Genomic DNA, 18,094 nt, shown 5'->3' with positions numbered 1-18,094 from the left:
GGGCGTCTCGATCGTCCTGAGACGGATCGACGCGGCGGTTCGTCGATGTGACGACGGCCGCGTTCGGCTAAGCTGTAATTCTTCGGACAAAAAGGATTCGCACGCACGAATGACAACAGGCCTGCTTCTGGTTCTTCTGATCGCCCTGCCGTTCGTCGGGGCCGTGGTCGCGGCGGGCCTGCCGCGTCATGCGAGAACCGCAGCCGCCTTGCTGTCATGGGCCGTCGCCTTCGTCAGCGTCGTCTGTCTGGCGCTGCTGTGGCCCAAGTTCCAGGACGGGGAGATCCTGCGGCTCGACATTCCGTGGATTCCGTCGCTGGGCCTGACGCTGGTGCTGCGCCTCGACGGCCTGTCGTGGCTGTTCAGCGCCCTCGTGCTGGGGATCGGCGCGCTCGTGGTGCTGTACGCCCGGTACTACATGTCGCCGAAGGATCCGGTGCCGCGGTTCTTCTCGTTCCTGCTGGCCTTCATGGGGGCGATGCAGGGGCTGGTGATGTCCGGCAACCTGATCCAGCTGGTCGTCTTCTGGGAGCTGACCAGCCTCTTCTCCTTCCTGCTGATCGGCTACTGGAACCAGAACCCGCTGGCGCGCGAGGGCGCGCGGATGGCGTTGACGGTCACGGCGACGGGCGGGCTGGCGCTGCTGGTCGGCATGGTGCTGCTGGGCCAGATCGTCGGCAGCTACGACCTGCAGACCGTCCTGAACTCGCGCGAGGTGATCCTGAACGATCCCCGCCACACCCTCGCGCTGGGCTTCATCCTCGTCGGGGCGATGACCAAGAGCGCCCAGTTCCCGTTCCACTTCTGGCTGCCGCGGGCCATGGCCGCGCCGACGCCGGTCAGCGCCTATCTGCACTCCGCCACCCTGGTGAAGGCCGGCATCTTCGTGCTGATCCGCTTCTGGCCGATCTTCGCCGAGACGCCGATGTGGATGGCGGTGGTGGGCGGGGCGGGCCTGCTGACCCTGCTGATCGGCGCCTGGACGGCGATCTTCCAGCACGACCTGAAGGGCCTGCTGGCCTATTCGACCATCAGCCACCTCGGCCTGATCGTCCTGTTGCTGGGGCTGGGCACCGAGCTGGGCGCGATCGCGGCGATCTTCCACGTCGTGAACCACGCGACCTTCAAGGCCTCGCTGTTCATGGCCGCCGGCATCATCGACCACGAGGCGGGCTCACGCGACATGCGCAAGCTCAGCGGGTTGATACGGTTCATGCCCGTGACGGCCGTCCTGGCCATCGTCGCGGCGGCGGCCATGGCGGGCGTGCCGCTGCTGAACGGTTTCCTGTCCAAGGAGATGTTCCTGGCCGAGGCCGTCGCCGGCGCGGGGCGGCATCCTTGGGCGACGGCCCTGCCGATCCTGGCCACGCTCGCGAGCGCGTTCAGTGTCCTGTATTCGCTGCGCTTCATTCACGCGACCTTCTTCGGCCCGCCGCCGACGGCGCTGGACCGTATCCCGCACGAGCCGCCCGGCTGGATGCGGCGGCCGGTCGAGATCCTCGTCCTGCTGTGCCTGGTGGTCGGCATCTTCCCGGCCCTGACGGTCGGCCCGTTCCTGCGCAGCGCGGCCGTGTCGGTGGTCGGCTTCGACCTGCCCTACTACAGCCTGAAGATCTGGCACGGCTTCAACCTGCCGCTGCTGCTCAGCGTCATCGCCCTGATGGTCGGGATCGGCCTCTATGTGCTGCTGGGCAAGCGCATCAACGTCAACACCAGCGGCGGTCCGTTGCGCGCGCGCTGGCTGAACGGCGGCTATCTGTTCGAGAAGACCATGACCGGCGTCTTCCGCACTGCGGAAGCGGGCCAGAAAATCTTCGGCGCCAAGGGGGTGCAGCAGCAGCTGCGGACCATCATCCTGGTCTCCGTCGTGGCGGCGGGCGTCGCGGGTCTGGCCTCCGGAGGGTTCTCTGTCGCGGCTCCGGCGCTGACCGCCCCGGCGATGTCCGACGTCGCCTTCGCCCTGCTGTGGGCGGTCGGAGGCGCCTGCGCCATCGCCGCGGCATGGCAGGCCAAGTATCACCGTCTGGCCGCCGTGGTTCTGATGGGCGGGGCGGGGCTGGCCAGTTGCCTGTCCTTCCTGTGGCTGTCGGCGCCGGATCTGGCCATCACGCAGTTGCTGGTCGAGATCGTCACCACGGTGCTGCTGTTGCTCGGCCTGCGCTGGCTGCCCAAGCGGCTGGAGTCGATCCGGGCGACCGATCGTCAGGAGCGCCGCGCGCGCCTGCGTCGGCGCGTGGACCTGATCATCGCCGCTGTGGTCGGGCTGGGCCTCGCCACTGCGTCGTGGGCGGTCATGACCCGCCCGGCGCTGCTGGACGGCGTGTCGCGCTTCTATGTCGAGCAGGCCTATGACTCGGCCGGCGGGCGCAATCTGGTCAACGTCATCCTCGTCGACTTCCGGGCGTTCGACACCTTCGGCGAGATCACCGTGCTGGGCATCGTGGGTCTGACGGTCTTCGTCCTGCTCCGCCGGTTCCGGCCCTACGAGGACAGCCTGCCGCAACCGAAGCAGAAGCGGGTGCAGGCGGCCGCGGATCGTCGTCGTGACGACCGGCCCGAGGGCGAGACGCTGAAGGAGACCATGCTGGTCCCGCAGATCGTCATGCGCTGGATGTTCCCGTTCGTCATCCTGCTGGCGGTGCATCTGTTCCTGCGCGGGCACGACCTGCCGGGCGGCGGCTTCGCGGCCGGCATCGCCCTGTCGGTGGCCTTCGTGCTGCAATACATGGCGTCCGGCGCGCGCTGGGTGGAAGACCGGCTGGAAATCCGTCCGGCCATCTGGATCGGCTCGGGGCTGCTGATCGCCACGGTCGCGGGGGCAGGGGCGTGGGTGTTCGGACGCCCGTTCCTGACCTCGGCCTTCCAGTACGCCGACCTGCCGCTGCTGGGCCGTGTCCCCATCGCCAGTGCGGTGGTGTTCGATCTGGGCGTGGTCATCCTCGTGGTCGGCGCCACGGTGATGATGCTGGTCGCCCTCGCGCACCAGTCGCTGAGGAAGGCCAGACAGACCGCCGCGGTGGAGAAGGCGGAGGATCCGGCATGATCGAGATCGTCCTGTCTCTCGCCATCGGCGTGCTGGGCGCGTCCGGCGTCTGGCTGCTGCTGCGACCGCGCACCTTCCAGGTGATCATGGGGCTGTGCCTGCTGTCCTATGCGGTCAACATCTTCATCTTCTCCATGGGCCGCCTGAAGATCGCCGCGCCGCCGGTCACCGCATCCGGTCTCGAGAACCCGGCCCTGTACGACGATCCGACGCCACAGGCGCTGGTGCTGACCGCCATCGTCATCAGCTTCGCCCTGACCGCCCTGTTCCTGGTGGTGCTTCTGGCCGCGCGGGGCGCGACCGGCAGCGACCACGTCGATGGCGAGGAGCCGGGCGCATGACCGACTGGCTCGAACATCTGATCATCGGACCCATCGTCCTGCCGCTGGTGGTCGCCGCCGGCATGCTGCTGATCGACGAGCGCCGACGCATCGTGAAGGGCGTCGTCAGCCTCGCGGCCATGACGGCCATCCTCGTGATGGCGGGACTGCTGATCCACGAGAGCGCGACGGGTGCGGCGGACGGCGGGGATGTGGCGCGGGTCTACCGGCTCGGCGACTGGGCGGCCCCCTATGGCATCGTGCTGGTCGCGGACCGGCTGTCGACGCTGATGGTGGCGCTGACCGGCGTGCTGGGCCTGTGCGCCCTGATCTTCTCGCTGGCGCGCTGGGACCGGGCCGGGCCGCGTTTCCACGCCCTGTTCCTGCTGCTGGTGATGGGCGTCAACGGGGCGCTGCTGACCGGCGACCTGTTCAACCTGTTCGTCTTCTTCGAGATCATGCTGGCGGCGTCCTATGGACTGGTCCTGCACGGATCGGGCGAGACGCGGGTGCGGGCGGGCCTCGGCTACATCGCGGTCAACCTGACGGCGTCGCTGCTGTTCCTCGTCGGGGTGGCGCTGATCTACGGCCTGACCGGGACGCTGAACATGGCGGATCTGGCGACGAAGGTGCCGGCCATCGCCGCTGGCGACCGCGGCCTGTTCCATGTCGCCGCGGCCATTCTGGCGGTGGCCTTCCTGATCAAGTCGGCGGCCTGGCCGCTGGGCTTCTGGCTGGCCCCGACCTATTCGGCGGCCAGCGCCCCGGCCGCAGCCATGCTGGCGATCCTGTCCAAAGTCGGGGTCTATGTGATCCTGAGGCTGAGCGCCCTGACCTTCTCGCCGGATGCCGGAGCCTCGGCGGGCTTCGGCGACGACTGGCTGCTGACGGCCGGACTGGCGACCATGCTGTTCGGCGTGTTCGGTATGCTGGGCGCGCGGGATCTGGTGCGGGCCGCCGCCTTCGCGGTGATGGTCTCGTCCGGCACCCTGCTGGCCGTCGTGGGGGGAGGCGGGATCGCCAGCCTCGGCGCCGCGCTCTACTATCTCGCCGGCTCGACCTTGGCCTGCGCGGCCCTGTTCCTCGTCGCCGAAATCCTCGAGCGCGGCCGTGACGCCGGCGGAGACGCCCACAAGGCCGTGTTCGACGACGAGTACAAGGATCCGTTTGACGACACCGAACGCAACGATCCCGGTCTGGTCATCCCGGCCGCCGTGGCCGCCCTCGGCGGGGCCGTGATCGTCTGCGCGCTGATGATCGCCGGCCTGCCGCCGCTGGCCGGCTTCATCGGCAAGGTGGCGATGATGGGCGCGCTGATCGCGGCGGACACCGCCGGAGGCTGGGCGATCGTGGCCATGCTGGCGGTGTCGAGCCTCGGCGCCCTGATCAGCCTGACCCGTCTGGGCGTCGGCGCGATCTGGACGCGGGACGAGACGGCGCCGCCGCTGGTCGTCGGGGCAGGGGAGTTCGTGGGCATCGCGGGCCTGCTGGGCGCCTGCGTGCTGATGTCGATCTTCGGCGAGACCGTGCTGGCCTACGCCGACCATACGGCGTCGTGGCTGGCCGATCCGGGGGCCTATATCGGGGCGGTGCTGACGGGAGAGGGCCGATGAGGGCGCTGCTTCCGCATCCGCTGCTCTCGCTGGGCCTGTTCTGCGCCTCGGTGCTGCTCAGCTCCAGCCTGGCGCCGCCATCGCTGGCGCTGGGTCTGCTGATGGCGCTGGCGGCGCCTCAGGTCATGCGGGCCATGCGGATCGATCCCATCCGCGTGCGGGCGCCGGGCGCGATCCTGAAGCTGGCCGGGCGGGTGGTCGTCGATGTCATCCGCTCGAACATCGCCGTGGCGCAAATCCTTGCCGGGCGGCGCGCCGACCGGGTCTCCGGCTTCATCCATATTCCGCTGGACCTGAAGGACCGCTACGCGCTGGCCGTGCTGGCCATCATCATCACCAGCACGCCGGGCACCCTGTGGGTCGAGTACGACCGCGCGCGCGGCCGCCTGCTGATGCACGTGCTGGATCTGGTGGACGAGGAGACCTGGGTCCGGACCATCAAGGACCGGTACGAAAGCTTGCTGATGGAGATCTTCGAATGAGCGCGCGGATCCTCGATCTGGGGCTGACCGCCGCCTTGATCCTGCTGGGACTGGCGCTGGTCTGCGCGACCTTCCGCATCATCCGCGGACCGCGCGCGCAGGACCGCATCCTGGGCATGGACACCCTGTATCTGAACGGCATGCTGATCGCCGTGGTGTTCGGCATCCGCACCGGCAGCGACCTGTATTTCGAGGCGGCGCTGATCATCGGCATGCTGGGCTTCGCCGCCACGGTGGCCTTGGCCAAATTCCTGATGCGCGGCGAGGTGATCGAATGAGCCTCGCATCCTTGCCCGACTGGGCCGCCATCCTGATCGCCGTGCTGGTCGTGGGCGGAGCGGGGCTGTCCCTGCTGGGCGCCTTCGGTCTGGTGCGGCTGGGGTCGTTCTACGATCGCGTCCACGCGCCCACGCTGGGGGCGACGCTGGGCATGGCGCTGATCCTGTTCGCGTCCTGGCTCTATTTCGGCTCGGCCCACGGACGCTGGCTGCCGCGCGAGGCGCTGATCGCCGTCTTTCTGACCGTGACCACGCCCGTGACCCTGATCCTTCTGGCCCGCGCCGCCCTGTTCCGGGACCGGACGGAGGAGTCCGAGCCGGAGGAGAAGCCGGTGCCGCAGGATCAGGCCTGATCGCTCACCGGACGGCGTGCCAGCCCCGGATCATGAAGGCCTGGAAGAAGGGGATGGGGAGGGCGAAGCCGGCCTGTCGCCACAGGGCCTCGGTCTCCGCCACCGACACAACGCCAAGCACGTCGCGCATCATGTCCGGCAGTTTCGCCAGCGAGTCCGGTGTGGCGCCCATCAGGGTCTGGACCTGTTTCCAGTCCTCCAGCATGGCGGAGAATTCAGGGGCGTCGAGATCGCCGCTGATCTCCGCGCTGACGAACCGGCCGCCGGGCCTCAGGCGCGCGTGGATGGCGGCGTAGAAGTCGGGCCGGTCCTCGCGCTTGATGAAGTGGGCGACCAGCAGGCTGACGACCGCGTCGAAGCCCTGATCGGCGACATCCTCGACATAGCCCTGCACCAGCTCGCACCGGTCCATCACCCCGGCCTGCTCCAGCCGGAAACGGCCGACGCCGAGCATCTCGGCCGAGGGATCGACGCCCACGAAGAACCAGCCGGGCCTGGCCTGCGCCAGCGACAGGATCTCCGCCCCCGTCCCGACGCCCACGCACAGCACCCGCGCATCGTCGGCCAGATCGGCCAAGGTCAGCCGCATCAGGAAGTGCAGGCTGTCCGAAATGGGATTCAGCCCCGCATTCCTTCGATCATAGGCGTCCGCCATCTCTTGATTGAAGAAGCCGGCGGTGGAGAAGGACGCATGTTGGGTCATTGTTATTATATAACATGAGCCGTAACGGCTGTCGCTACCTCTGACACGGCCACGCGCAATATGGTGCGCGTCTGGAGGTGACGGGCTGAAGCCTTGGGGATGTGCGGGGGAGGGCCGTGGCGGTGCGTTTCCTCACCACCCATGCCAGCGTCTACAACACCTTCTACAGCCAGCGACATCTCATCAGCCGCCCGACTCTTCGCCAGTTTCGCGCCGGAGCCGATGCGGCATGGGTGGCCGCGACCGCCTGAGGTGGCTGGGGTAGGTCCAGTTGTGCGCTAGCGCAGTTAACCTGACAGCGCTCAGGACGCGACGCATTCAAAGTGAACTCGGCGTAAGTCCAGCGTCTGCTCTGCGGTCGATATGGTGCTGCCCGCTCCTCGTGAGGCAGTGCTCACGGTGCAGACTTGGCGTCCGTCATGAGGCCCGCCGGCTCTTGCGTCAGCGGACGAGCCAGGTTCGGATCAACCTGCGGCTCCGCCGCCGCATCGCGATGTAAGAGCCCTTTGATCTCAATCGGTGGGCATACACGCCTCGTTGTACCGGTCGGCGTTCGACCACACACAGGCACCGTCGATGCAGTCGATCAGGTTGCTGGAGAAGTCCGCGAGGTCGTGGTCGAAGAGCTGGAACCAGCCGCCGTCGTCCCAGACCGTTGTCGGCATCCCGGCGGCACTTGCGTGGACCGCATCGAAACGGCTGTACCAGAGCCGCACGTTGTTGCAGTCCATGGTCGCCAGCCGACTCTTCCAGCCCACGCCCCACTCGCCGATGAAGACCGGCATGCCGCCGCCGGTCGTCGCGGCCCAGTTCGCCATTACCCGCATCGGGCCAGAGATATCTTCGTCGGTCCACGGGTCGGCGTAGTCGCCCTGGTTGTCGCCGTTGAAGGTCCACGGATTGTAGTGGTGGAAGGTCGCCATGACGTAGACGTCCCGGCCGCCGCCGACGGCCTCCAGATCGGGCCAGGTCGCCGCCATCTCGTGGGCGCCGAACCACTGGTTGCCGCCGATGACGACGAGGCGTCGGGGGTCGGCCGCGCGGATGGCGTCGTAGGCTCCGCCGGTCATGGCGCGCAGGGTGGCGGGGGCCATGGGCTCCTTGTTGCTGAGATGCGGCTCGTTCAGGATCTCGAAGATCAGGCGGCCGTCGCGATCGCCGAACCGAACGGCGAGGTCGGCCCAGAGGCGGGCCAGGACGTCGGCGCGGCCGCCGTCCTTCAGCCGGACCTCGTGGTGGGCGTTGAGGACCACATGCAGGCCGGGCTGCGCGAGGGCGTAGTCGATCACCGCCGTCAGCTCGGCAAGACGGCGCGAGGCCGGATCCAGCGCGCCGGTGTCCGGATCGGCCAGGGTCGTTCCGCCGACCGGCTCGGTCCAGGTGACGGGGATCCGGACGGTGCGGAAGCCGCGGGCGTAGTAGGCGTCGATCTTGGGCCGGGCGACCGCGAGCGTGGGCGCATGCTGGTCGTTGTCGAACATCTGGCCGAGGTTGAAGCCCCGGCCCATGGCGGCGGCGGCCTGCTGCGCCGTGGGGCGATCCGCGGCCGAGGCGATGGCGGGCGCAGCGAGGGCCAGAAGGAGGGCGGCGAGCAGCAGGCGGAACAGGCCGGGCCGGACAGATCGGTGAGACATCGCGACCCTCGGGGACAATCGGAGGGGGAGGGCAACAGGGCGCCGGCGGGTCCGTCAAGCCGGATCGCGGATCGGCCGGACAACTCTGGTGTCAGCGCACCCGCCGCACGCCCAGCACCGCCAGCCCGCCGAGCAGGGCCGTTACCGCGACCACGCCCATCAGCTGGGGCCAGTCCTGACGGTCCGGGCCGAGGGCGACGAGGGCCAGCAGGGGGGCGAGGACGGCGGGCAGGGTGTTGGTCAGGTTCATGATGCCGAGGTCGCGGGCGGTGTCCCGCCGCGAGGGCAGGACCTGCGCCACCAGCGCGGCGTCGACCGTGGTGTAGAGGCCGAAGCCGACGCCGTAGAGGCTGTAGCCGACCAGCGGTCCGGGCCAGGTCGGCCAGAGGGCGAAGACCGCAAGACCGGCGGCCATCAGGCCCGCGGCCAGCAGGATGAAGCCCTTGCGCTGGTTGAAGCGGTCGGAGGCGAGGCCGCCGAGGAAGCCGGAGACGACGACCAGGACCGTGGACAGGGCGATGAGCCGGGCGAGACCGCTCTCGACCGTCGAGCCCGGGAACTGGTCGGCGTATCCGGCGTGGTCGGCCAGGTAGAAGAGCATGTAGGCGTTCACGATGCTGGCCGCGATCTGGAGACAGAAGCGCGAAATCCAGGCGAAGCCGAAATCGGCCGACAGGCGGGGCAGGGCCCAGGGCCGTCGCTCGCGGACGGCGGCGGCCGGGGGCTCGCGACAGGTCAGGAGGAACGGCGTGAGGCAGGCGACGACCAGCAGGCCGAGGACGGTCATCCGTTCGGCGGCGCCGGCGAACAGTGGGGCGGTGATCAGCACGCCGCTGGCGGCACCCATGGGCGCGCCGAGGCCGAGGAAGGCCGCGACCCGGCCCTTCTGGCGATCGGGCACGCGGTCGGCGAGGACGGCGGTCAGCGGGGCGAACATCATGTTGAACGTCAGTTGGAACAGCATGACGCCAGCCAGCAGCAGGACGGGGCTGGCGGCCAGGGCGATGAGCGCATAGGCGAGGAGGACGCCGGCGAGGCCGGCGAAAATCCACGGTCGGCGACGTCCCAGACGGTGCCGGGTGCGGTCGCTGGCCCAGCCGACGACCATGTTGGCGCCGCTGGCGACCACGGCGCCCCACAGGGTGACGAGGCTCAGCAGGCCGACCTTGTCCGCCGGCGAGAGCGCCTGGGCCTGAAGCGGCACGAGCAGGGACAGCAGGGGAACGAAGGCGATGAAGGCGCCGACGTAGGCCAGCGTCAGGCTGGCGATGAAGCCTGCGCTGACGGGGGTTGCGGGACCGCCCTCGAAGTCCTGGACAGCCTTCATCGTCGGGACATTGGCCAATGTCGCCCGGCCGGGCGAGCGAAATCTTGCGCGAAGCGGGCGGGAGACCGCATATCGTCGGCCGACGGCGGCCCTTCGGATCCCGCCCGGGGGAGACGGCGAACACGATGACCGCGACGATCTACGATGTCGCCGCCCTTGCCGGCGTCTCCATAAAGTCCGTGTCGCGCGTGCTGAACCGCGGGCCGAACGTCAGTCCGAAACTGCAGGCCAAGGTGCTGGCGGCGGTCGAGACGCTCGACTACCGCCCCAATCTGTCGGCGCGCAGTCTGGCAGGCGCGTCCTCGTATCTGATCGCAGCGTTCGTGGACGCCGAGCTGACGCTGGAGCACTGGCGCAGCGGACGGGGCAACGACTATCTGAGCCGGCTGGAGTACGGCGCGCTCGTCGAGTGCCGCAAGGCCGGCTACCACCTGATGGTCGAGCTGGTGGACTACGGATCGCCGAGCCTGGAGACGTGGCTGCTGGCCCTGCTGCGCTCGCTGAAGCCCGACGGCGTGCTGCTGACGCCACCGAATTCCGATGACCCGCGCGTGCTCGATGTCCTGGAGCGGAACGGCACGCCGTTCGTGAGGCTGGGGGCGGAGATCGACCTGGACCGGGGCATGCGGGTCTTCATGGACGACCGGCAGGCCGCGGCCGACATGACCGCCCACCTGATCGCGCTGGGGCATCGCCGGATCGGCTTCATCGCCGGGCCGGGCAGCTATGCGGCCAGCCGCAAGCGGCGCGAGGGGTTCGAGGCGGCGATGGCGCGCCATGGTCTGGAGGTCGACCCCGGCCTGGTCGTCGAGGGCGATTTCACCTTCGACTCCGGACGCAGGGCAGGGACGGCCATACTCGGCCGGCCCGAGCGGCCGACGGCGATTTTCGCCAGCAACGACGACATGGCGCTGGGCGTGTTGAACGCGGCAGCGGCGCTGGGCGTGGCGACGCCGGCGGCGCTGGCGGTGTGCGGGTTCGACGACACGCCGAGCGCGATGCTGAGCACGCCGCCCCTGACCACGATCCGGCAGCCGGTGGCGGAGATGGCGGCGGCGGCGACCCGTCTGCTGCTGCCGCCCTCCGCTGGCCAGCAGGGCCATGCCGAGCGGGTCGATTATGCGCTGATCGACCGGCTCTCGACCCGGCCCCCAAGCTGAAGATCGTTGATGACAGCGCTGTCAAATCCGATTGACAGCGCTGTCAAACGTGAACAGTCTGCCTTGAGGAAACAGGCGCGCCTTGGCGGGTCGGTGAGCTGGAACCCCGACGAACGGGGTCCACGGGAGGGAAGACAATGACCACGTTCAAACGTTCGCTTCTGCTTGGCTGCGCGTCACTGGCCGTCAGCGCCGGCGGTGCATGGGCCCAGACGGCGCCCGCGCCCGAGACGCCGGAGACGCAGGACGAAACCGCCGAGCTGGGCGAGGTCGTGGTCACGGCCGAACGCCGCGAGCAGACGCTGCAGAACTATGCAGGCGTGGCCCAAGCCATCTCCGGCGACGATCTGCGCGCGGTCGGCATCGACCAGATCGAGGATCTGCAGTCGGCCATTCCGGGCCTGTCGATCTCCAATCAGGAGGGCAACGTCCAGATCTACATCCGCGGCGTCGGCACGGCGAACAACACCGAGCTGGGCGACCCGTCGGCGGCCACGCACCTGAACGGCATCTATCTGCCGCGTCCGCGCGGCCTCGGCGGCCTGTTCTTCGACCTTGCGCGCGTCGAGGTGGCCAAGGGGCCGCAGGGCACGCTGCGGGGCCGCAACGCGGTCGCGGGCACGCTGAACATCATTCCGAACATGCCGCGTCTCGGCTCCTATGAGGGCTTCGGGCAGGGGGAAGTCGGCACCCTCGACACCGTAGGTTACGAGGGCGCGGTCAACCTGCCGATCGGCGACGATCAGGCGCTGCGCCTGGCGGTCTACGGCGTCGATCGCGGCACCGCCTACGAGAATGTCGGCAATGACCAGAGCCTGGATCCGACCGGCGAGCAGCAGCTGTTCTCGGCCCGCGCCACCTATCTGTGGCAGCCCAACGACCGCTTCCGCCTGAGCCTCATGGGCGATTTCGAATCCGAGCGCGGCACCGGCTATCCCGCCACCAATATCCGAAACGGTCTCGTCGGCGGCGGAACGCCCGATCAGCTTGAGCTGCGCGAGGTCCTCTACCGTGGCCCGCAGGGCTTGGTCGAGAATGACAACTGGGGTCTGGCGCTGAACGCGTCCTACGATTTCGGGCCGGCCGTGCTGGAGTACATCGCCAGCCGGCGCAGCGTGGACTACTACCAGGTCAATGCCGCCAGCGAGGGCGTGGTCCGTCCCGGCTATGGCGCGGCCGACGTCGACTACGACAATTTCGGCACCCAGTACTGGCTGACCCTGTCGGAATCCGATGTTCACGAACTGCGGCTGTCATCGTCGGCGGGTTCGGACACCGTGTGGTCGACCGGCCTGTTCTACTTCAAGGAAGAGCAGCAGGTCGGCTTCCTGTCCGTGGTCGACAAGGGACAGTTCTACTCCGGCACCGAGTTCACCTTCCCGGATGTCCAGTCCGACTCGTTCGCGGCCTATTTCGACATCACCTGGCCGGTCACCGACCAGCTGCGGCTGAAGGGCGGCTTCCGCTACACGGAAGAGAACAAGTCCCGTCGCGGCATCGGCGGCAACTGGTCGCTGGGCCTCGGCTCGGAAGGCTTCGGGTGTTGCTTCACCACGCGCCTTGGTACCGAAGGCTTCCGTCCGATCTTCACCGGGCGATCGACCTATGCCCCGCCGACCCCCGGAAACAACCAGCAGGCCGCGCAGTATTTCCTGGGCGCCTTCAGTCCTGGCGCCCGCGACACCTTCCTGCAGCAGATCGCCGGCGTCGCCGACGGCTCGCGGCCTAACGGCACCTGTGTCAACCGTCCCGACACCCAGCCCTCCTATGGCGGCCAGGTCTGTCCGGCCAACGGCCAGCACAGCTTCTTCCAGATCTCGGCTCCGGGGGAGCAGGTCGGGTCGTACGAGGACTCGTTCAAGGACTATCGGGTCGGCTTCGAATACGACCTGACGCCGGATCACCTGTTCTACGGAACCGTCTCCACGGGCCACAAGTCCGGCGGGTTCAACGACACCATCGTCGTGAACGGCGTGTCGACCGCGCCGACCTTCGCGCCAGAGTCGGTGACACTGTACGAAGCGGGCGTGAAGAACACCTTCCGTCCGGCTTTCGGCCGCGTCGACGTCAACGCCAATGTCTTCCACTACGACTATGCGGACCAGGTCTTCCAGACGCTGGTGTCGCTGGGGACCGGGCCTGGAGGCGCGAGCGCCGGCTTCTCCCAGCAGAACATCAACGTCGCCCAGTCCACCATCAGCGGCTTCGAGCTGGAAACCAGGTTCAGCCTGCCGTTCGGCATGCGCCTCGACCTGATCGGCGCCTACATCGACGCGCGGGCCGACAACGGCGTCCTGACGGACACCCGGGGTACGGATTACGGGGATGGAACGCCCAACTTCAACATCGATATCGGCGGAAACGAGCTGCCCAACGTGTCGAAAGTCAACCTCAACGCCCACTTGCAGCAGACGATCGACCTGTTCGGCGGTCGGGCGGATTTCCACCTGCTCGCGAACTATCGGTCGTCCTATTATCTCAGCATTTACAATGAACTGCCGGTCATCCAGTTTACGGCCCGACCGGCGGACGCGGCGGGCCAGGCGGCCTACGACGCCTTCAAGGCCTCAATGGCCGGGGCCACGGTGGATCCGACCGCACCTCTCGCCAGTCCGTTCCTGCGCAGCACCGACGCGCGTCAGGGCGGCTTCTGGGGACGTCAGGAAGGCTATGTCACGGTCAACCTGGGGGCCGGCTGGGAGCCGTCGGGCGGCCGATACCGGATCGAGGGTTATGTGAACAACGTCTTCGACGAAACGGTCGTCGAGAAGCAACTGGTCTCCGATCAGGTCGTCAACGTCCTGTTCCTGAACCAGCCGAGGACCGCGGGCCTGCGTCTGCGCGCCAACTTCTAGTCTCCCGAGCCTTGAGGCGGTCCGGCCTTTGGCTCGGACCGCCATCTCTTTCCCGTTTCGAGGTCGAGCATGTCCGCGTCCCGCCGAACGCTTCTTTCCGCCGTCGCCCTGGCGGCCGTTCTCTCGGGATGCGCGCCGCTGGCGGCGCAGGCGACCGACCCTGCCGCGGCGGTCGCCGATCCTGCCGCATGGCCGGTCGCGGCCAGCCCCGCTACGATCACCGACGCCGCGACCGAGGCCCGGATCGACGCCCTGCTGGCGCGGATGACGATCGAGGAGAAGGTCGGCCAGCTGATCCAGGCCGACATCGGCTCAATCACGCCGGCCGATCTCGCCACCTATCCGATCGGCTCGATCCTGGCCGGCGGCAACTCCGCGCCGTCCGGGAACGAGCGGGCGCCGCTGGCCGACTGGGTCGCCCTGTCGCAGGCGTTTCGCGCCGCCGCCGCGGCGCGTTCGGGCGCGGCCGTCCCGCTGATGTTCGGCATCGACGCCGTGCACGGCCACAACAATATCGTCGGCGCGACCCTGTTTCCGCACAACATCGGCCTGGGCGCGACGCGCGACCCGGACCTGATCGAGCGGATCGGCGCGGCGACGGCGCAGGAGGTGGCGGCCTCGGGCGCGGACTGGACCTTCGGCCCGACCCTGGCCGTGCCCCGCAACGATCGCTGGGGCCGGGCCTATGAGGGCTATGGCGAGCATCCCGAGATCGTCACCAGCTACGCCGGACCGATGACGCGCGGCCTGCAGGGCGTGCTGGCCGACGGACGGCCGCTGGCCCCCGACCGGATCGCCGGCTCGGCCAAGCATTTCCTCGCCGACGGCGGCACGACCAACGGCGTCGACCAGGGTGATGCGGCGATCCCGGAATCCGAGCTGATCGCCATCCACGCCCAGGGCTATGTGCCCGCGATCGACGCCGGCGTCCTGACGGTGATGGCGTCCTTCTCGAGCTGGAACGGGGTCAAGATCACCGGCAATCGCTCGCTGCTGACCGATGTGCTCAAGGACCGGATGGGCTTCGAGGGCTTCGTCGTCGGGGACTGGAACGCCCACGGCCAGATCCCTGGCTGCAACAACGAAAGCTGTCCGGAGGCGATCAACGCCGGCCTGGACATGTTCATGGCCCCCGACAGCTGGCGCGGTCTGTACGTCAACACCCTGGCGCAGGCGCGGTCGGGCGAGATCCCGGCGGCGCGCATCGACGACGCCGTGCGCCGCATCCTGAGGGTCAAGCTCAAGCTGGGCGTCTTCGACCGGGACCGGTCGCTGGAGGGGCGCGCGGACATCCTCGGCTCCGCCGCCCACCGGGCCCTGGCGCGCGAGGCGGTGCGCAAGTCGCTGGTGCTGCTGAAGAACGAGGGCGTGCTGCCGATCCGGCCGGGCGCGCGGGTGCTGGTGGCGGGCGAGGCGGCCGACTCGATCGGTCAGGCGTCCGGCGGCTGGACGGTCTCGTGGCAGGGCGCGGACACCACCAACGCCGACTTCCCCGGCGGGGTCTCGATCTGGGCGGGGTTGGACGCGGCGGTGAAGGCCGCCGGCGGGACGGCCGAGCTGAGCGCGGACGGTTCGTGGGAAACCCGACCGGACGTGGCGATCGTGGTGTTCGGCGAAACGCCCTACGCCGAGTTTCAGGGCGACATCGAAACCCTCGACTTCCAGCCGGAGGGACCGCTGGAGCTGCTGCGCCGCTTCAGGGCGGCGGGCATTCCGACGGTGTCCGTCTTCCTCAGCGGGCGGCCGCTATGGACCAATCCCGAGATCAACAGTTCGGATGCCTTTGTCGCCGCCTGGCTGCCGGGCACGGAAGGGGCCGGCGTCGCCGACGTTCTGGTGGCGGGACCGAACGGGCGCGCGCCGTTCGACTTCACCGGCCGACTGTCGTTTTCCTGGCCGCGCAGCGCCGGGCAAGATGTCCTGAACGTGGGCGACGTCGGATACGCGCCGCAGTTCGCCTATGGCTATGGACTCAGTTATGCGGCGCCGGCCCGGACCGGACCGCTGTCCGAGGACCCCGGCGTGGCTGCGAGCCGTACCAACGTCGACGGTTACTTCGCCGATGGCCGGGTGCAGGCTCCCTGGTCGTTGATGCTGCGGGACGAGGGCGGTGACAGTCGCGTCGGCACGCTGCTGGCGGCGACCAGCCCGCGCGAGACGCTGCGGGTGCGCTCGACGGACGGCGCTGCGCAGGAAAGCGCGATGGCGCTGACGTTCAGCGGTCCGGGCGAGGCGCTTATCACAGGGCCAGCGATCGATCTGTCGCGCCAGCGCAACGGCGACATGGTGCTGGCGTTTTCGATCCGTCTCGACGCACCGCCTTCGGGGGCGGTCGAGATCGGATTCGGACGCGAGCGTTTGGACATCGCATCGGTGATCGAAAAGTTTCCTACCGGGGTATGGAGACGTCTGCGCATCCGCCTCGGGTGTTTCGATGTCGCGCGTTCAGGGGTCACGACGATCGAGGCGCCATTTTCGCTGCGTACACCGGGTCCGCTCGCTGTTTCGCTCGCTGATATCGGACTTGAGAGCAATAACGGCGACCAGACCTGCGTGACCGCGCCTCAATAGACGACGGTAGAAGCGAACCACTGTACCGCCCGGAAGGTGCTGTCAGTCCAACGACAACTCGTCTCCACTGTTTAGCCAAAAGGTGATGTGGGACAGAGGGTTATGGGAAAAATTTGTTCCAAGCGTCATCGGCATAAGCCGGCTACGATCCGCCAAGCGGTTTGGTTATACTTTCGCTTCTCGCTGAGCTTTCGAGACGTCGAGGAGATCTTGGCTGAGCGGGGCGTGGACGTCTCGTACGAGGCCATTCGGAGCTGGACCCGAAAGTTCGGACCTAAGATAGCCAAGAACCTGAAGCGGCGGCGGCCGGCGCCTTCGGCCCGATGGCATCTCGATGAGATGGTCAGTCGGATTGAGGGCAAGCACATGTACCTTTGGCGCGCGGTTGATGACGAGGGCGAGGTCTTGGGCACGACCGTCCATAGGCGGCGAGATGCAGCCGCGGCGACTCTATTCCTGACAAAGCTCCTGCGTGATCCGACAGTTAAGCCGAAGACCATCACAACAGATGGACTTCGGTCATATGTCACGGCAGCCGAAACGCTGGGTGTGCTCGGGCTCCATCGGCCCGGTCGGCTGCAGGAGAACCGTATTGAGAACTCGCATCTGCCGATCCGAAAGCGGGAGCGACAAATGTTGGGTTTCAAGTCGCAAGGGTCGGCGCAGCGGTTCCTGACCACTCACGCCGCCATCTACAACACCTTCTACACCCAGCGTCATCTGACCAGCCGGGCCACGTTGCGGGAGTTCCGATCTGCCGCGCACCAAGCTTGGCAAGCAGCCGCGTCGTGAGGTCGATGCTGGTGTTACTCAGCCAGCTCTTGGAGTTAAGTTGACAGCACTCTTTGGAGCTATCCGAGCAGCTGGATATTTAGCTCGGAAGCCGGGTTGGCGGAGGTGAATCCCGAGCCGGGCCATGAGCGTCGAGTTCATTGGCCGCTTCGCGCAAGGCAAGCTGGCGGTCCACGAAGACGCCTTCAAACAGTCCGTCGGATCGCGTGACCCGCCAGAGTTCGCCGAGGCGCTCGATCACGATGCCCGGCGGCGGAGGAGGGAGGTCGATCATCGGCGGCCTCCCAGCCAGTCCGCTGGTCGCTGGAGCGTCGCCGCGATCCTTTCGGCCGCTCGCCGGCTTGCGAAGGTGTGAGTGCACGCCCCATCGAAGGAAGATGCTCCAGCCATTCGCGGGGGGACGACGTTGTAACGACGGCGGCCTTCGGTCGCCGGGCTGTGACGACTGGAGCAATAGCCGGCCATCATCGGCGGGTCTCCGGGCGCACGCCGAAGGCCTGGCCCAGCACGTCCATGGTCATCCGCCAGACGCTGGGCCGGCTTGCGGTCGTCGGACGTGTGGAAAGCCGGAGGAGATGATTGCGGGTCACGGGGACCTCCTTTCGAAGGTTGTCACTCCACACCCGTCGCCCGTAAGCGCGCCATGCGGATCGCCCGCGCCCGCATAAGGCCGGCGTAAGCGGCGACGCCCGCCCTTATGTTTTCCTTATGCGCCGTCACAAAACCCGAATGGCGCGCTTACGCCGTTCGGGAGCCTTGTGCCGTCTCCATCAAGTCGGAGGCGATCGGCATGGCCGATGTTCTGTTTCTGGCGATCGGCGGCGGGGCCTTTCTGGCCTTCGCCGCGCTCGCCTTTTTCCTGAAGCGGGTGTGACGATGATCGTCGGCATCCTGTGGGGCGTCGGCGCGGTCGCCGTCGCCGTCTACATTGTCGCGGCGCTGCTGCGGCCCGAGCGGTTCTAG

General features: G+C 68.1%; 16 protein-coding genes and 1 pseudogene. 13 read left to right on the top strand and 4 right to left on the bottom strand.

Features of this window, described 5'->3' with window-relative positions; translation table 11 throughout:
- Positions 1–109: 109 nt before the first annotated feature.
- From ABDZ95_RS12860 to mnhG, 6 genes are read left to right on the top strand one after another with little or no spacing between them, the layout of a single operon-like run.
- Complete coding sequence (locus ABDZ95_RS12860) at positions 110–3,043, top strand: monovalent cation/H+ antiporter subunit A (RefSeq protein ID WP_343794354.1); 2,934 nt, start codon at positions 110–112, stop codon at positions 3,041–3,043.
- Complete coding sequence (locus ABDZ95_RS12855; protein WP_425542994.1) at positions 3,040–3,384, top strand: Na+/H+ antiporter subunit C; 345 nt, start codon at positions 3,040–3,042, stop codon at positions 3,382–3,384. The genes ABDZ95_RS12860 and ABDZ95_RS12855 overlap by 4 nt, the downstream gene beginning before the upstream one ends.
- Positions 3,381–4,976, top strand: coding sequence for a monovalent cation/H+ antiporter subunit D (locus ABDZ95_RS12850; RefSeq protein WP_343794353.1), 1,596 nt, complete (start codon positions 3,381–3,383; stop codon positions 4,974–4,976). The genes ABDZ95_RS12855 and ABDZ95_RS12850 overlap by 4 nt, the downstream gene beginning before the upstream one ends.
- Positions 4,973–5,458, top strand: coding sequence for a Na+/H+ antiporter subunit E (locus ABDZ95_RS12845; RefSeq protein WP_343794352.1), 486 nt, complete (start codon positions 4,973–4,975; stop codon positions 5,456–5,458). Before ABDZ95_RS12850 ends, ABDZ95_RS12845 begins: the two co-directional genes overlap by 4 nt.
- Positions 5,455–5,736: a K+/H+ antiporter subunit F gene (locus ABDZ95_RS12840; protein WP_343794351.1), complete on the top strand. Its 282-nt coding sequence runs from the start codon at positions 5,455–5,457 to the stop codon at positions 5,734–5,736. The genes ABDZ95_RS12845 and ABDZ95_RS12840 overlap by 4 nt, the downstream gene beginning before the upstream one ends.
- Positions 5,733–6,089, top strand: a complete 357-nt coding sequence (gene mnhG / locus ABDZ95_RS12835) for a monovalent cation/H(+) antiporter subunit G (RefSeq protein WP_343794350.1) — start codon at positions 5,733–5,735, stop codon at positions 6,087–6,089. The genes ABDZ95_RS12840 and mnhG overlap by 4 nt, the downstream gene beginning before the upstream one ends.
- A gap of 4 nt (positions 6,090–6,093) precedes the next feature.
- Here the strand turns inward: mnhG and ABDZ95_RS12830 are convergent, their stop codons facing one another.
- Positions 6,094–6,792 carry a class I SAM-dependent methyltransferase gene (locus ABDZ95_RS12830; RefSeq protein WP_343794349.1) on the bottom strand — a complete coding sequence of 233 codons (699 nt, stop codon included), beginning with the start codon at positions 6,790–6,792 and terminating at the stop codon, positions 6,094–6,096.
- A gap of 125 nt (positions 6,793–6,917) precedes the next feature.
- On the opposite strand from ABDZ95_RS12830, the pseudogene ABDZ95_RS12825 reads away from it, so the two are divergent.
- Positions 6,918–7,043: pseudogene (locus tag ABDZ95_RS12825) on the top strand (IS6 family transposase); the annotation flags it as partial.
- A 261-nt stretch (positions 7,044–7,304) separates the two neighbouring features.
- On the opposite strand, the gene ABDZ95_RS12820 reads toward ABDZ95_RS12825, so the two are convergent.
- Positions 7,305–8,426: a glycoside hydrolase family 5 protein gene (locus tag ABDZ95_RS12820; RefSeq protein WP_343794348.1), complete on the bottom strand. Its 1,122-nt coding sequence runs from the start codon at positions 8,424–8,426 to the stop codon at positions 7,305–7,307.
- Between the two features lie 91 nt (positions 8,427–8,517).
- Positions 8,518–9,753 (bottom strand): MFS transporter, encoded by a 1,236-nt coding sequence (locus tag ABDZ95_RS12815; RefSeq protein ID WP_343794347.1) that lies wholly within the window; start codon positions 9,751–9,753, stop codon positions 8,518–8,520.
- 125 nt (positions 9,754–9,878) lie between these two features.
- Here ABDZ95_RS12815 and ABDZ95_RS12810 point away from each other — a divergent pair, with 125 nt between their 5' ends.
- The 5 genes from ABDZ95_RS12810 to ABDZ95_RS12790 all read left to right on the top strand — a co-directional run bounded on the left by ABDZ95_RS12810 (position 9,879) and on the right by ABDZ95_RS12790 (position 17,486).
- Positions 9,879–10,913: a LacI family DNA-binding transcriptional regulator gene (locus ABDZ95_RS12810; RefSeq protein ID WP_343794346.1), complete on the top strand. Its 1,035-nt coding sequence runs from the start codon at positions 9,879–9,881 to the stop codon at positions 10,911–10,913.
- 137 nt (positions 10,914–11,050) lie between these two features.
- On the top strand, positions 11,051–13,768 hold the full coding sequence (locus ABDZ95_RS12805) for a TonB-dependent receptor (protein WP_343794345.1): 2,718 nt from the start codon (positions 11,051–11,053) through the stop codon (positions 13,766–13,768).
- Between the two features lie 69 nt (positions 13,769–13,837).
- Positions 13,838–16,339, top strand: coding sequence for a glycoside hydrolase family 3 protein (locus ABDZ95_RS12800; protein WP_343794344.1), 2,502 nt, complete (start codon positions 13,838–13,840; stop codon positions 16,337–16,339).
- A 102-nt stretch (positions 16,340–16,441) separates the two neighbouring features.
- Positions 16,442–17,131: an IS6 family transposase gene (locus ABDZ95_RS12795; RefSeq protein WP_343794343.1), complete on the top strand. Its 690-nt coding sequence runs from the start codon at positions 16,442–16,444 to the stop codon at positions 17,129–17,131.
- 124 nt (positions 17,132–17,255) lie between these two features.
- Positions 17,256–17,486, top strand: a complete 231-nt coding sequence (locus tag ABDZ95_RS12790) for a hypothetical protein (protein WP_343794342.1) — start codon at positions 17,256–17,258, stop codon at positions 17,484–17,486.
- Positions 17,487–17,595: 109 nt separating this feature from the next.
- On the opposite strand, the gene ABDZ95_RS12785 is transcribed toward ABDZ95_RS12790, so the two are convergent.
- Positions 17,596–17,721 (bottom strand): hypothetical protein, encoded by a 126-nt coding sequence (locus ABDZ95_RS12785; RefSeq protein ID WP_343794341.1) that lies wholly within the window; start codon positions 17,719–17,721, stop codon positions 17,596–17,598.
- 286 nt (positions 17,722–18,007) lie between these two features.
- On the opposite strand from ABDZ95_RS12785, the gene ABDZ95_RS12780 reads away from it, so the two are divergent.
- Positions 18,008–18,094, top strand: a complete 87-nt coding sequence (locus ABDZ95_RS12780; RefSeq protein WP_425542996.1) for a potassium-transporting ATPase subunit F — start codon at positions 18,008–18,010, stop codon at positions 18,092–18,094.

This window comes from Brevundimonas kwangchunensis (assembly GCF_039523815.1).
GTDB classification, from domain to species: Bacteria; Pseudomonadota; Alphaproteobacteria; order Caulobacterales; family Caulobacteraceae; genus Brevundimonas; species Brevundimonas kwangchunensis.
Note: the sequence above shows the minus strand (reverse complement) of the source record. Positions and strands in the feature narration are given on the sequence as shown.

Excerpts from the sequence above, each read along its gene's own strand:
- ABDZ95_RS12790 (WP_343794342.1), top strand. The coding sequence starts at position 17,256 with ATGAGCGTCGAGTTCATTGGCCGCTTCGCGCAAGGCAAGCTGGCGGTC.
- ABDZ95_RS12860 (WP_343794354.1), top strand. The coding sequence starts at position 110 with ATGACAACAGGCCTGCTTCTGGTTCTTCTGATCGCCCTGCCGTTCGTC.
- ABDZ95_RS12815 (WP_343794347.1), bottom strand. The coding sequence starts at position 9,753 with ATGAAGGCTGTCCAGGACTTCGAGGGCGGTCCCGCAACCCCCGTCAGC.
- ABDZ95_RS12805 (WP_343794345.1), top strand. The coding sequence starts at position 11,051 with ATGACCACGTTCAAACGTTCGCTTCTGCTTGGCTGCGCGTCACTGGCC.
- mnhG (WP_343794350.1), top strand. The coding sequence starts at position 5,733 with ATGAGCCTCGCATCCTTGCCCGACTGGGCCGCCATCCTGATCGCCGTG.
- ABDZ95_RS12850 (WP_343794353.1), top strand. The coding sequence starts at position 3,381 with ATGACCGACTGGCTCGAACATCTGATCATCGGACCCATCGTCCTGCCG.
- ABDZ95_RS12840 (WP_343794351.1), top strand. The coding sequence starts at position 5,455 with ATGAGCGCGCGGATCCTCGATCTGGGGCTGACCGCCGCCTTGATCCTG.
- ABDZ95_RS12820 (WP_343794348.1), bottom strand. The coding sequence starts at position 8,426 with ATGTCTCACCGATCTGTCCGGCCCGGCCTGTTCCGCCTGCTGCTCGCC.
- ABDZ95_RS12800 (WP_343794344.1), top strand. The coding sequence starts at position 13,838 with ATGTCCGCGTCCCGCCGAACGCTTCTTTCCGCCGTCGCCCTGGCGGCC.
- ABDZ95_RS12795 (WP_343794343.1), top strand. The coding sequence starts at position 16,442 with ATGGGAAAAATTTGTTCCAAGCGTCATCGGCATAAGCCGGCTACGATC.
- ABDZ95_RS12830 (WP_343794349.1), bottom strand. The coding sequence starts at position 6,792 with ATGACCCAACATGCGTCCTTCTCCACCGCCGGCTTCTTCAATCAAGAG.
- ABDZ95_RS12845 (WP_343794352.1), top strand. The coding sequence starts at position 4,973 with ATGAGGGCGCTGCTTCCGCATCCGCTGCTCTCGCTGGGCCTGTTCTGC.
- ABDZ95_RS12855 (WP_425542994.1), top strand. The coding sequence starts at position 3,040 with ATGATCGAGATCGTCCTGTCTCTCGCCATCGGCGTGCTGGGCGCGTCC.
- ABDZ95_RS12810 (WP_343794346.1), top strand. The coding sequence starts at position 9,879 with ATGACCGCGACGATCTACGATGTCGCCGCCCTTGCCGGCGTCTCCATA.
- ABDZ95_RS12780 (WP_425542996.1), top strand. The coding sequence starts at position 18,008 with ATGATCGTCGGCATCCTGTGGGGCGTCGGCGCGGTCGCCGTCGCCGTC.